Genomic DNA, 12,568 nt, shown 5'->3' with positions numbered 1-12,568 from the left:
CGTTCTACCCAAACACACATTCTCTTTCAGATAGATCTATGACTTCTTTGTCCCGCCTGGCCGGTTTGCCCGAAGTCGCGCCGCTCGATCAATCGCTGCGGGCCGAACTGCAACACATCATCGATACCAAGACCAAGCCGCCCGGCAGCCTTGGCCGGCTCGAAACGCTCGCGCGGCAGATGGGGCTGATCCAGCGCACCACGCATCCCACGGTGCAGCGTCCGGCGATGATCGTGTTCGCCGGCGATCACGGCATTGCCGACGAAGGCGTGAGCCCGTATCCGCAAGCGGTGACCGCGCAGATGGTCGCGAATTTTCTCGCGGGCGGCGCGGCGATCAATGCGTTGAGCCGCGTCGCGGGTATCGAACTCGAAGTGGTCAACGCGGGCATTGCGACGCCGTTGCCGTCGACGGAAGGACTCGTCGACATTCCGGTCGCCGCCGGCACGCGCAACTTCGCGCGCGAACCGGCGATGACGCCGCAGCAGGCGCTCGCCGCGATGCAGGCGGGCGCGGCGCGCGTGCGGCATCACGCGGCGCTCGGCACCAACGTGATCGGTTTCGGCGAAATGGGGATCGCGAATACCTCGTCCGCCGCGTGCCTGATGAGCCGCCTGTGCGGCGTGCCGATCGACGAATGCGTCGGACGCGGCACCGGTCTCGACAATGCCGGGCTCGCTAAAAAGCGCAACGTACTGGCCTCGGCGCTCGCGCATCACGATGTGTCCGGCGATCCGCTGACGGTGCTCGCCACCTTCGGCGGCTTCGAAATCGCGATGATGGCCGGCGCGTATCTCGCCGCCGCCGAAGCGCGCATGACGATTCTGGTGGACGGCTTCATCGCGACGTCGGCGTTGCTGATCGCCGACGCGCTCGCGCCGAACGTGCGCGAATACTGCGTGTTCGCGCATGCGTCGAACGAGGCGGGGCATCGGCGCATGCTCGATCATTTCGGCGGCCTGCCGCTGCTGTCGCTCGACCTGCGTCTCGGCGAAGGCACCGGCGCGGCGCTCGCGGTGCCGCTGCTGCGCGCGGCGACGGCGTTCATCAACGACATGGCCAGCTTCGAATCGGCCGGCGTCGCGAACCGCGACGCGTGATCCGTCATACGGAAACGGCGCGGCGCGTGCCCCGGAGCCTTTCATGAATCCGCTCGCTGAACTGCGCTATTTCTTCACGGCGCTCGGCTATTTCACGCGCGTGCCCGTGCCGCGCTGGGTCGGCTTCGAGCCGCATTATCTGAATGCGGCGGCGCGCTATTTTCCGCTGGTCGGCGCATTGGTCGGCGGCTTGAGCGCGCTGGTCTATCTCGCCGCGCTGCACGTGTTTCCGGCCGGCGTTGCCGTGTTGCTGTCGATGGCCGCGTCGCTGCTCGTCACCGGCGCGTTTCACGAAGACGGTCTCGCCGATTGCGTCGATGCGTTCGGTGGCGCCTATACACGCGACGACGTGCTGCGCATCATGCATGACTCGCGCATCGGCGCCTTTGGCGCCATCGCTCTCGTGATCGCCCTGGCATTGAAGTGGCAAACGCTCGCCGCGTTGCCGCCGCTGCGCGCCGCAAGTCTGATGATTGCCGCGCACGCGGCGAGCCGCACGTGCGCGATCAGCTATCTGGCGACGCTCGACTACGTGCGCGCCGAAGGCAAGGCCAAACCGGTCGCACAGCGCTTGAGCGGCCCGGCGTTGTTGTGTGCCGTGCTGTTTGGCTTGCCGTGGCTGTGGTGGCCGAATGGGCTCATGTGGCCCGATGCCTCCGCCTGGCGCTTCGCTGCCTCGGCGCTCGTGTTACTGCTGGCGCTTCGCTTCGTCATGGGGCGATATTTCGTCAGACGCATCGGCGGTTATACCGGCGACTGTCTCGGCTTCGCGCAGCAGATCTTTGAATTGAGCATCTATCTGGTGGGGCTTGCATGGATATCGTCCTGATTCGCCATCCTGCCGTTGCGCTCGAGGCGGGCGTTTGTTATGGCCATAGCGATGTAGCGCTGGCCGAAGACGCCGAAGTATCGTCCGACGCGCTCGCGTTGAAACTCGCCACCTTGCAGGTGCCCGCGCCGCGCGTGCTGATGTCGAGTCCGCTCACGCGCTGTTCGGCGCTCGCGACTGAACTGGCGAACGCGTTCGGGTGCGTGATCAGTCACGACGATCGTCTGAAGGAAATGGATTTCGGCGATTGGGAGACGCAACGTTGGGACGCGATCGATCGCGAGTTGCTCGACGCCTGGGCGGCTAACTTCGAACACGCGCGTGCGCATGGCGGCGAGAGCGTCGCGCAATTCGTCACGCGCGTGCGAGCCTGGCTCGATGCGTTCGCGCAGACCCGCGAATTGTCGCCCGCGTATGTGGTCACGCATGCGGGGGTGATGCGGGTGATCGCGTCGCTGGTGCTGGACGTGCAACTGGAGCGCTGTCTGCAATGGTCTCTGGATATGACCGGGATCGTCTGGCTGAGACGCGATGACGAAACGCAGCAGTGGTCGTTGGTGAGGTGGAATGCGTGAGGGCGGCGGGTCGAGGAACGCTTGCAGTGCGAGCCCCGTGCTCGCGCCTGGCGCTCGTCATGTGAATGAGCGAGTGCCGGGCGCCGCTGCTTTATTGCGCGCCAGGCTTTCTGTGTGAGCGCGCGGCTTCCAGGTCTTCGCAGAGTTGCTTCGCGCCCTGCGCGATACGCGGCGCCGGGCGGTTGATCAGATCGCCGTCAATCGCAAACAGATTGTTGTTCGCCACCGCGGTCAGACTCGGCCACGCGCGCCATGTGGCGAGTTGCGGCAACGGGATATCCGGTTTGGTCGCGCCTGGCGCGGCCGTGACGATCGCTTCCGGATTCGCGGCGAGCACGGCCTCGGTGGAAACCGTTGGCACTAGCGGCTCGAGTTTCGCAAACACATTGCGGCCGCCGCACAGCGCGATGACATCGCTGATCATATGGTCGCCGTTGAGCGTCATCAACGGTTGATCCCACACTTGATAAAAAACACTGACGGGCGGCCGGCTCGTGTACTGCGTGCGCAACGTTGCGATGTCGCGGCGATACGCGGCCGCCGCCGCATCCGCGGTCGATGACGTGCCGAGCAATTGCCCGAGTTTGGTCAACGATACGGCGATGTCGTCGAGACGATGCGGCTCGCTGAAGAACAACGGCACGTGCAATTCGCGCAGACGATCGAGTTGACGTTGCGCATTGCCATGCCGCCACACGACGATCAGGTCCGGCTTCAACGCGACGATGCGTTCGAGGTCGAGCGCCTTGTTATCGCCGACGCGCGGCAGTTGTTTTGCCTCCGGCGGGTAGTCGCTGTACGACACCGCGCCGACCATTTTTGCGCCGCCGCCCGCGGCATAGAGCAACTCGGTGACGTGCGGCGCGAGGCTGATCACGCGTTGTGCGGGAGCGGGCAGGGTGACGGTTGCGCCGGTATCGTCGGTGACGGTGACGGCGGCGTGTGCGGGCAAGGTCGCCGCGCACAGCGAGAGGGCTAGCAGGAAGCGGGTGAGTGGGGTCATCGGCGCTGCGTGTTGAAAAGGACGGGTTGGATCGGCGTATTCATGCGGCGTCGATTTCTCGCATTGCTTCGATCAGGCTTTGCTCGAAGCGCGCCCATTCCGTCTCGCTACCAGGCAAGCCGAAACGCACGCTGCGCGAGGACGTGAAGAGTCGGGTCCACACGCCGCGTCGTGCCAATGCGTCGTGTAAAGCGGGCGCGCGTGCGTCGTCGGTCCAGGCGAAAAGCGGCGTGCTGCGCGTGGCAAGTCCTTGCGCGTGCAACAGGTTGGTCAGACGCTCGCTCTCCAGGTTGAGTTGCGAACGCATTTGCTGTTGCCAGGCTTCGTCCGCGAACGCGGCTTTGACCGCGTGACGAGCGGGACCACTGACCGTCCACGCACCGAGCGTCTGTCGCAAGGCACCGAGCAACGCCGGCGCACCGAGTACGAAACCCGCGCGTACGCCGGCCAGGCCGAAGAACTTTCCCGGCGAGCGCAACACGAGCAGGCCGTCGCGATGCGTATGGGCCGCGAGCGACGCCGACGGCATCGTATCGGCGAATGCTTCGTCGACTAGCAGCGTGCCGCCGCGTGCGCTGAGTTGCGCATGCCACTGCAACAGCCTCGCGGCGCTTACGTGCTCAGCCGTCGGATTGTTCGGGTTCACGATAACCGCATGCGTGAGCGTGTCGGGCAAGGATTCGCAGGACACGTTGAGCGGCACGACGTCATGACCGGCGCGTTCGAACGCGGGCGCGTACTCGCTGTAAGTGAGCGGCGCGATGCCGACCTGGGCGCGTGGCAGTAGCGCGGGTAGCGCGCGAATTGCGGCCTGACTGCCGGCGACGGGCAGCACGTGGGCGGCATCCGGCGCGCCGTAGTAGCGCGCGGCGCAGGCGGCAAAGTCGTCGCCGTCGTCGGGCAGGCGCCGCCATGCATCGGCGGGAACCGGCGGCACCGGATAGCCGTGCGGATTGATGCCCGTCGACAGATCGAGCCACTGCGCGTACGGCATGCCATAACGTGTGGCGGCTTCGTGCAGATTGCCGCCGTGAACGGCGGGGGCACTTGCCGCGCTAACGCTTCCGGTCACCGGATCGTTCACACCCTCACGCATGAAACGGCACGCTCAACAGCGCCAGCACGATCAACATCGCCAGCCAGAGAATCACCGTGCGTTCCACCAGCATCAACGCGGCCGTCACATGCGCGGCCTTCGCGGGATGTCCGAAGCCGAGCGTGGGCCGCTGCTCCAGCGTGCCGTGATACACCGCCGGCCCGCCGATCAGCACGTTCAAACTGCCCGCACCCGCCGCCATCACCGGCCCGGCATTCGGACTGTCCCAGCGCGGCGCCTGCTCGCGCCAGCAGCGCCACGCCGTGCGCGTATCGCCGAGCAACGCGTAACTCGTGGCGGTCAGACGCGCGGGAATCCAGTTGAGTACGTCGTCGATGCGTGCAGCCGCCCAGCCGTAGCGCAAATAGCGCGGCGTGCGATAGCCCCACATGGCATCCAGCGTGTTGGCGAGACGGAAGCCGAGCGCGCCCGGACCGCCCGCGATCGCGAACCAGAACAGCGCGCCGAAGATCGCGTCATTGCCGTTTTCGAGCGCCGATTCCACGGCGGCGCGCGACAACGCGCCTTCGTCGGCGTGCGCGGTTTCGCGTGAGACGATCCGCGCGGTCAGCAGCCGCGCCTGCGCGAGATCGCGTTGCGCGAGCGCTTGAGCGATCGGCGCGATGTGATCGTGCAGACTGCGCGCGCCGAGTGCGAACCACAACAGCACGACATGCACCGCGCAGGCCGCGAAAAACGGCAGCACCGAGACCAGCCACCACGCGATCAGCACCGGCGGCAGCACGGCCAGCGCCCACGCGAGCAAGCCCTTGAGCCGCAAACGGCGGCCGGTGTTGTAGCGCGCTTCGAGGCGCTTCGCCCAGTTGCCGAAGCCGACCAGCGGATGCGCGGTGCGCGGCTCGCCGAGCCAACGGTCAACCGCGACGCCCGCGGTCGCCAGCGTGACGATCAGAGGAAGCGACAGCATCACGCGTGGCCCGCCGTTTTCAACGCGAGCGGCAGGCCCGCGACCATCATCGTGGCTTGCGTGCTCAACGCGGCGATGCGCTGATTGAGCCGGCCGAGTTCGTCGACGTAAAGACGCGTGGCCGCGCCGAGCGGCACGACGCCCAGGCCGATTTCGTTGCTGACCACGATGACTTTGCCGTGCGCGGCGACGAGCGCCGTTTCGAGCGCGGCGACTTGCGCGTGATAGCGATCGAGCGACAGCGCTTTACCTTCGGACGGACACAGCAGGTTGGCCAGCCACAGCGTCAGGCAATCGATCAGCACGCAATGCTCGGGCGCGTCCGCTTGCGTGAGCGCAGCGGCGAGATCCACGCCCGCTTCGACCAGCCGCCAATGCGCCGGACGCCGCTCGCGATGATGCGCGATACGCGCGGCGAATTCGGCGTCGTCGCTGACGCGCGCGGTGGCGATGTAGGTGACGGGAAGGGCACTGCGATCGGCCAGTTGCTCGGCGTGCAAGCTCTTGCCGGAACGGGCGCCGCCAAGGACGAAGGTGAGGTCGCGGGGAGTCATCGCGTGATTGTACCGGCGCGCGGATGGCGGCGGCGGGGTGGGATAATGCCGCGTTTCTCTTCACGGCCGACCCACCCCACCTCGTGACCACCACTTCGATTACTTCGATTCCCCGGGACGCCATGCCCGTCCCACACGGCACGCTGATGATTCAGGGCACCACGTCCGACGCCGGCAAGAGCACGCTGGTGGCCGGTCTATGCCGGCTCGCGCGGCGCGCGGGTGTGCGGGTCGCGCCGTTCAAGCCGCAGAACATGGCGCTCAACAGCGCGGTCACGGTCGACGGCGGCGAGATCGGCCGTGCCCAGGCGTTGCAGGCGGTGGCCGCGGGGATCGCCGCGCACACCGATCTGAATCCCGTGCTGCTCAAACCGACGAGCGATCGCGGCGCGCAGGTGATCATCCACGGCAAGGCGCGCATGAATCTCGATGCCCGCGCGTATCACGACTACAAACCCATCGCGTTCGAAGCGGTGCTGGAATCGTATGCGCGTTTGCAGGCCGGCTACGACGCGATTTTCGTCGAAGGCGCGGGCAGCCCCGCCGAGATCAATCTGCGCGATCGCGACATCGCCAACATGGGTTTCGCGGAAGCCGTGGATTGCCCGGTCGTGCTGGTGGCCGATATCGATCGCGGCGGCGTGTTCGCGCATCTGACCGGCACGCTCGCGTGTCTGTCGGCGAGCGAGCAGGCGCGGGTGCGGGGCTTCGTCATCAACCGGTTTCGTGGCGACATCAGTCTGCTGCAACCCGGTCTCGACTGGCTCGAAGCGAAGACCGGCAAGCCGGTGCTCGGGGTCGTGCCGTATCTGCACGGCCTGACGCTCGACGCGGAAGACATGCTGCCGCCGGAACTGCGCGCGGCCCATCGCGGCGACGCGCAACGGATGCTGCGCGTGGTCGTGCCGGTGCTGCCGCACATCAGCAACCACACGGATTTCGATGCGCTGCGTGCGCATCCGCAGGTCGATTTTCATTACGTGCGAAGCGGCATGCCGATGCCGCCGGCCGATCTGATCATTCTGCCAGGCTCGAAGAACGTGCCTGGCGATCTGGCGTTTCTGCGCACGCAAGGGTGGGACGCGGTGCTGCAGCGGCATCTGCGTTACGGCGGACGGGTGATCGGCATTTGCGGCGGCATGCAGATGCTCGGGCGCGAAGTGGCCGATCCGCATGGCGTGGAAGGCGCGCCGGGGACGTCGGCGGGACTCGGTTGGCTCGATTACTCGACGGTGCTTACGCGCGACAAGACGCTGAAGAATGTCACCGGACGCCTCGCGTTGCCCGGTTTGCCCGAGGTGTCGGGTTACGAAATTCATATGGGCGAGACGCACGGACCGGCGCTAGACTCGCCCGCGCTCCAGTTGGGCGATGCGGCTGCCGCGCGTCCCGATGGCGCGCTGTCCGCCGACGGCCAGATTCTCGCCACCTATGTGCATGGTCTATTCGACACGCCGTCCGCGTGCGCCGCGTTGCTGGCGTGGGCGGGGTTGAGCGACGCCGAGGCGATCGACTATCCGGCGTTGCGTGAGGCGTCGCTGGAGCGACTCGCCGACACGCTGGCCGACCATCTCGATCTGGCGAAGCTTTTTGGCGCGATGGCCTGATCTGGATCAACACGGCAATGCCGATTAAATCCTATTGGGAAATAATCTAAGCCTGCGATGTGGTTTTTCACTCCGTATGGTTCGAATAGAGTCCTGACATCGACGGCTGGTTCTGGCCGTCTCTCTCTTCAAGGACTCGTCATGAACTCGAATCGCTCCGCCGATCTGGCTGCTTTACTGCTGCGCGTGGCCTTGGGCGTGCTGTATCTCGCGCACAGCCTGCAAAAAATCTTCGTTTTCACACTGCCGGGCACGGCGCAATTTTTCGTTTCGCTGGGTTTGCCGGGCTGGCTCGGCTATGTGACGGCGTTCGTCGAATTGCTCGGCGGTATCGCGTTGCTGCTCGGCGTGCAGGTCCGCTGGGTCGCGCTGGTGCTGCTGCCGTTCATGCTCGGCGCGATGTCGGCGCATTGGCATAACGGCTGGGGTTTCGCTTCGCCGAACGGCGGCTGGGAATATCCGGCGTTCTGGGCGGTGACGCTGGCGGTGCAGTCGCTGCTGGGCGGCGGTGCGCTGGCGCTGGGCAGCGTGAAGACGGTGCGGGCTGCGGTGGCGTAAGGGCTGCGCAGTCTCGCCGGCAACAACGCCGGACAACAAAAAAGCACGCGCCGTGAGGTCGCGTGCTTTTTTTATGGCATGAGGCTGCGGCTTTATTGGCGCTCACCGCAGCACACCCACCCCCTCAATACAACACGATCTGCGTGCAACGAAACAGCGCGATCGTCTTGCCATTCGGATCAGTCACGGTCGCATCCCACACCTGCGTGCTGCGCCCGAGATGCACGCCCTTGGCGACCGCGCGGATCGTGCCTTCGGTCGCCGTGCCGAGAAAATTGCTTTTCAGTTCGACAGTCGTGAAATTGCGCGCCGTTTCCGGCAGATGCGCGAGGCACGCGTAGCCGCACGCGGTGTCGGCGAGCCCGATTACGGTGGCGGCATGCAAAAAACCGTTCGGCGCGAGCAATTCTTCCCGCACGGTCAATTCCGCGGTCAGGACGCCTTGTTCCAGCGACAGGACCTGCACGCCCAGCAAGCCGGGCAGCTTGCCCCGCTGGCGTTCGTGCAGGCGTTCGACGGTGTATTCCGGGCGGAGTTTGCTCATGGATTGGTGGGTCCCAAGTGGAGAAATCGACGGTGCCGGGCGGTCATTTGGCCGCCTTGGGGCTTCGGCCCCGGTGCATTTCTCGATATTATCAACGGCTGGATCGGCATGCGTGCCCGAAACCGGCAGCTTCAGCCGGTGCGGCAGCGGGCCGGCGCGAGATCAGAGCGAAGTCAGAACGACATACGCGGCAAACCGGCTGGCGGCGACCAGTCTTCTTTCCGGGAGAATTCATGACGGTGATTGTGGTGGCGAATCCGAAGGGCGGCGTGGGCAAAAGCACGCTGTCCACCAATTTGGCCGGCTATTTCGCGGCGTCGGGCGAATGGGTTGCGTTGGCGGACCTCGACAAGCAGCAGTCCGCGCACGCGTGGCTGTCGTTGCGCCCCGACACGCTGCCGGCCATCGAAACCTGGGAAGTCAGCCAGGACACGCCGGTCAAGCCGCCCAAGGGGCTGGAGCACGCGGTCATCGACACCCCTGCCGGATTGCACGGCAACCGGATGAACATCGCGCTGGATCTGGCCGACAAGGTGATCGTGCCGCTGCAGCCGTCCATCTTCGACATTCTCGCCACGCAGGACTTTCTCGAGCGTCTGGCGAAGGAAAAAGCGGTCCGCAAGGGCACGATCGAAATCGGCGTGGTCGGCATGCGTGTCGATGCGCGCACGCGTTCGGCGGAACAACTGCATCGGTTTGTCGAAGGATTGAATCTGCCGGTGCTGGGCTTTTTGCGCGACACGCAGAACTACGTGCAGCTCGCGGCGCACGGCCTGACCCTGTGGGACGTCGCGAAAAGCCGCGTGGAGAAGGATCTGGAGCAGTGGCAGTCGATCATCGAATGGGTCGACGGGACGGCGAAGAAGGGCTGAGGCGGGCTCCCGGCGGAAACGGGCAGTGCTGAAATTATCCGCAAAGCGCGCGGCGAACGCGTTGAAGTTTCACGCTAGCCGCGCCGATCTTCAGGTCCAGTTCTGCGTTGGCACGTGATCGCGGCTGCCCTTGATCTTGTTGTTGTCGTCGACGAACACCAGATCCGGCTTCCAGCCCGCCTTCAACTCGGCCTCTTCGACCACCGCGAACGCGGCGATGATCACCAGATCGCCCAGTTGCGCGCGCCGCGCGGCCGAACCGTTCAGCGAAATCATGCCGCTGCCGCGCTCGCCCTTGATCGCGTAGGTCGAGAAACGCTCGCCGTTGTTGATATTCCAGATGTCGATCCGTTCGTTTTCGACGATGTTCGCTGCTTCCAGCAAGTCTTCGTCGATCGCGCAGGAGCCTTCGTAGTGCAGCTCGCAGTGCGTGACCGCGACACGGTGGATCTTCGACTTCAGCATGTTGCGTTGCATGACCAATCAATCCCTTGTGGCTTCTGATGCTTGTCTGCGCCGGCCGAGGCCGGGTCAGATTTCGAGGTTGTCGATGAGGCGCGTGGCGCCGAGTTTGGCGGCGGCCAGCACGACCAGTTCCGCCTCCGTGTCTTGCGGACCCGGCGGCAGCAGATCCGAGCGCTTGCGCACCGCGATGTAGTCGGGCTGCCAGCCGCGTGCGGCCAACGTGGCCATCGCGGCCTGCTCGATCTTCGCGAAGTTGCGGTCGCCGGACAGCACGGCTTCGCGAACGCGGTTCAGCTCCGCGGCCAGCACCGGCGCTTCGGCGCGCTCGGCGGTCTGCAGGTAGCGGTTGCGCGAGCTGAGCGCGAGGCCGTCGGCGTCGCGAATGGTTTCGGCGGCGATGATGTCGGTCGGCAGCGCGAACTGGTTGCACATGCGGCGCACGATCATCAACTGCTGGTAATCCTTCTTGCCGAACACCGCGACGCGCGGCTGCACGCACGACATCAGCTTCATCACGACCGTACACACGCCCTGGAAGAAGCCGGGCCGGAATTCGCCTTCGAGGATGTCGCCCAGATCGTGCGGCGGATGCACGCGATACTCCTGCGGCTCCGGATACAGATCGCGCTCGGTCGGCGCGAACAGCACGTAGACGTTTTCCTTCTGCAGCTTTTCGATGTCCGCTTCCATCGTGCGCGGGTATTTGTCGAAATCTTCGTTCGGACCGAATTGCAGCCGGTTGACGAAGATGCTCGCCACCACCGGATCGCCGTGCTGGCGCGCGAGACGCATCAGCGACAGATGCCCTTCGTGCAGATTGCCCATGGTCGGCACGAAGGCCGTGCGATTCTGGCCGCGCAACTGGTCGCGCAATTCATGGATCGAGCTGATGACTTTCATGATCGGACAGGGAATTCCTCGCGCGGCGCGAGACTCGGTCGATGCGAAACCTCAAGGAATCGCGCGGTCCGCCGCCTCACTGGTAATGACAGGTTCGGAGCGCGGGATTGTAGTGGATTTGCGCGCCGTACGCACCGAAACGAGGCGTGTCGGTGCGTACGCTGAGGTCAGGCCGGCGAATACGCGAGCCGCACGTAGATCGGCGCGAACGGTTCGGCCTGGGTGATCTCGACCAGCGACTCGCGGCACAGCTCCAGCATGGCGATGAAATTCACCACCACGACCGGCACGCCCTTGGTCGTGTCGAACAGGTCGGCGAATTCGACGAAGCGCGCGTTCTGCAACTGCCGCAGGATCGAACTCATATGCTCGCGCACCGACAGCTCTTCACGCGAAATCTTGTGATGCTGGACCAGCTTGGCACGCTTGATCACGTCGGCCCACGCGGCGCGCAGGTCTTCGCTGTCCACGTCCGGAAAACGCGGCGTGATGCTTTGCTCGATGTAGACCTCGGCGCGCAGGAAGTCGCGCCCGAGTTGCGGCAGCTGGTCGATACGCTGCGCGGCCAGCTTCATCTGCTCGTATTCGAGCAGGCGGCGCACCAGTTCCGCGCGCGGATCTTCGGCTTCTTCGCCGCTGTCGGCCTTCTTCACCGGCAGCAGCATGCGCGACTTGATCTCGATCAGCATCGCGGCCATCAGCAGATATTCGGACGCGAGTTCGAGATTGGTCTGGCGCAACTGGTCGACGTAGCCGAGGTACTGCACCGTGACATCCGCCATGGGAATGTCGAGCACGTTGAAGTTCTGCTTGCGGATCAGGTACAGCAACAGATCCAGCGGTCCTTCGAACGTTTCGAGGAAGACCTCGAGGGCGTCGGGCGGAATGTACAGATCGGTGGGCAGCTTGAAGAGCGGCTCGCCGTACAGGCGCGCGAAAGCGATGCCGTCGACGGTGTCGGGCGTCGAATCAGTGGCGGGCGCGGCTAGCGCGGCGTCGGCGGATGCCGGCGTGGCGCTGTGAGCCTCGTCGGCGTGACTCACGCTCACCCGTTTAGAAGTTTTGATAGTACGAGTAAGGCGTCTGCTCCACGCGCGAGGCTGTCTGCTCGGCGCGTTCTTCCAGATCGATCGGCTGTTTGTCCCACAGCAGCGCGCGGCCGCGGCGTTGCTCGGCTTCCAGGCTGGGCTTCTGTTGCTTGAGCTGGTTCAGGAACTGGGTGATGTCCGATTGATACATGGCTCGACGTCCGTGGTGGGTGAGGGCGGCTGCTCGCCCGGAATCCGCTGGTGCAGCGGAAGGGTGCCGGGTGGCCGCGCCGTTATTCCATAATTTTACCCGATGCGCCGCGCGCGGTCGAAAAACGTGGGCAGGGTGGTGGAAGAGGCGGTGGCGTGCGCGGCCGGCGCGCGCCGCTGCAAACAATCCGGAACCTGGCTTGTGTGCGGTGCGTCAAAGGCGGGCGTCCGGCGTACGGCTCCTTGGCGCGGCTGAACGCGCGTTGCGCGGCGGCCGCCGGCAATCCGTCGTCGCGCGC

Annotated in this window: 15 protein-coding genes; 6 read left to right on the top strand and 9 right to left on the bottom strand. The window is 65.3% G+C overall.

Features of this window, described 5'->3' with window-relative positions; all coding sequences use genetic code 11:
- The first annotated feature begins 38 nt into the window (after positions 1-38).
- The 3 genes from cobT to cobC are packed head-to-tail and all read left to right on the top strand — an operon-like array spanning position 39 to position 2,504.
- On the top strand, positions 39-1,100 hold the full coding sequence (cobT, locus tag HWY05_RS38395) for a nicotinate-nucleotide--dimethylbenzimidazole phosphoribosyltransferase (RefSeq protein WP_035552500.1): 1,062 nt from the start codon (positions 39-41) through the stop codon (positions 1,098-1,100).
- Between the two features lie 43 nt (positions 1,101-1,143).
- On the top strand, positions 1,144-1,929 hold the full coding sequence (locus tag HWY05_RS24020; protein WP_035552496.1) for an adenosylcobinamide-GDP ribazoletransferase: 786 nt from the start codon (positions 1,144-1,146) through the stop codon (positions 1,927-1,929).
- Positions 1,914-2,504 carry an alpha-ribazole phosphatase gene (gene cobC, locus HWY05_RS24015; protein ID WP_035552493.1) on the top strand — a complete coding sequence of 197 codons (591 nt, stop codon included), beginning with the start codon at positions 1,914-1,916 and terminating at the stop codon, positions 2,502-2,504. Before HWY05_RS24020 ends, cobC begins: the two co-directional genes overlap by 16 nt.
- 91 nt (positions 2,505-2,595) lie before the next feature.
- Here cobC and HWY05_RS24010 read toward each other — a convergent pair whose 3' ends face one another.
- The 4 genes from HWY05_RS24010 to cobU are packed head-to-tail and all read right to left on the bottom strand — an operon-like array spanning position 2,596 to position 6,085.
- Positions 2,596-3,507 (bottom strand): cobalamin-binding protein, encoded by a 912-nt coding sequence (locus HWY05_RS24010; RefSeq protein ID WP_176059863.1) that lies wholly within the window; start codon positions 3,505-3,507, stop codon positions 2,596-2,598.
- Between the two features lie 40 nt (positions 3,508-3,547).
- A complete protein-coding gene (cobD, locus tag HWY05_RS24005; protein ID WP_176059862.1) occupies positions 3,548-4,603 on the bottom strand; it encodes a threonine-phosphate decarboxylase CobD in 1,056 nt (351 codons plus the stop codon).
- Complete coding sequence (cbiB, locus tag HWY05_RS24000) at positions 4,596-5,531, bottom strand: adenosylcobinamide-phosphate synthase CbiB (protein WP_176059861.1); 936 nt, start codon at positions 5,529-5,531, stop codon at positions 4,596-4,598. The genes cobD and cbiB overlap by 8 nt, the downstream gene beginning before the upstream one ends.
- Entirely contained in the window at positions 5,531-6,085 is a 555-nt protein-coding gene (gene cobU, locus HWY05_RS23995; RefSeq protein ID WP_176059860.1) for a bifunctional adenosylcobinamide kinase/adenosylcobinamide-phosphate guanylyltransferase, read from the bottom strand. Before cobU ends, cbiB begins: the two co-directional genes overlap by 1 nt.
- Before the next feature lie 122 nt (positions 6,086-6,207).
- Between cobU and HWY05_RS23990 the strand changes: the two genes are divergently transcribed.
- The gene (locus HWY05_RS23990; protein WP_035562184.1) at positions 6,208-7,692 is read left to right on the top strand and encodes a cobyric acid synthase; all 1,485 of its coding nucleotides are present in this window, start codon (positions 6,208-6,210) and stop codon (positions 7,690-7,692) included.
- Between the two features lie 141 nt (positions 7,693-7,833).
- A complete protein-coding gene (locus HWY05_RS23985; protein WP_035552485.1) occupies positions 7,834-8,250 on the top strand; it encodes a DoxX family protein in 417 nt (138 codons plus the stop codon).
- Between the two features lie 124 nt (positions 8,251-8,374).
- On the opposite strand, the gene HWY05_RS23980 is transcribed toward HWY05_RS23985, so the two are convergent.
- Positions 8,375-8,794 (bottom strand): PaaI family thioesterase, encoded by a 420-nt coding sequence (locus tag HWY05_RS23980; RefSeq protein ID WP_035552483.1) that lies wholly within the window; start codon positions 8,792-8,794, stop codon positions 8,375-8,377.
- Positions 8,795-9,027: 233 nt separating this feature from the next.
- On the opposite strand from HWY05_RS23980, the gene HWY05_RS23975 reads away from it, so the two are divergent.
- Positions 9,028-9,666: a ParA family protein gene (locus HWY05_RS23975; RefSeq protein ID WP_035552481.1), complete on the top strand. Its 639-nt coding sequence runs from the start codon at positions 9,028-9,030 to the stop codon at positions 9,664-9,666.
- A 90-nt stretch (positions 9,667-9,756) separates the two neighbouring features.
- Here HWY05_RS23975 and panD read toward each other — a convergent pair whose 3' ends face one another.
- The 4 genes from panD to HWY05_RS23955 form a co-directional block, all read right to left on the bottom strand.
- Positions 9,757-10,143 (bottom strand): aspartate 1-decarboxylase, encoded by a 387-nt coding sequence (panD, locus tag HWY05_RS23970; RefSeq protein WP_120346351.1) that lies wholly within the window; start codon positions 10,141-10,143, stop codon positions 9,757-9,759.
- A gap of 54 nt (positions 10,144-10,197) precedes the next feature.
- Entirely contained in the window at positions 10,198-11,031 is an 834-nt protein-coding gene (gene panC, locus HWY05_RS23965; RefSeq protein WP_176059859.1) for a pantoate--beta-alanine ligase, read from the bottom strand.
- A 167-nt stretch (positions 11,032-11,198) separates the two neighbouring features.
- On the bottom strand, positions 11,199-12,074 hold the full coding sequence (locus HWY05_RS23960) for a ScpA family protein (protein WP_035562181.1): 876 nt from the start codon (positions 12,072-12,074) through the stop codon (positions 11,199-11,201).
- A 10-nt stretch (positions 12,075-12,084) separates the two neighbouring features.
- Positions 12,085-12,270 (bottom strand): DUF3460 family protein, encoded by a 186-nt coding sequence (locus tag HWY05_RS23955; protein ID WP_035552477.1) that lies wholly within the window; start codon positions 12,268-12,270, stop codon positions 12,085-12,087.
- Positions 12,271-12,568: the final 298 nt, after the last annotated feature.

The sequence above is a fragment of the Paraburkholderia sp. BCC1876 genome, assembly GCF_902833695.1.
In the GTDB taxonomy this organism is placed as follows: Bacteria; Pseudomonadota; Gammaproteobacteria; order Burkholderiales; family Burkholderiaceae; genus Paraburkholderia.
This window is presented reverse-complemented; position numbering and strand designations above follow the sequence as displayed.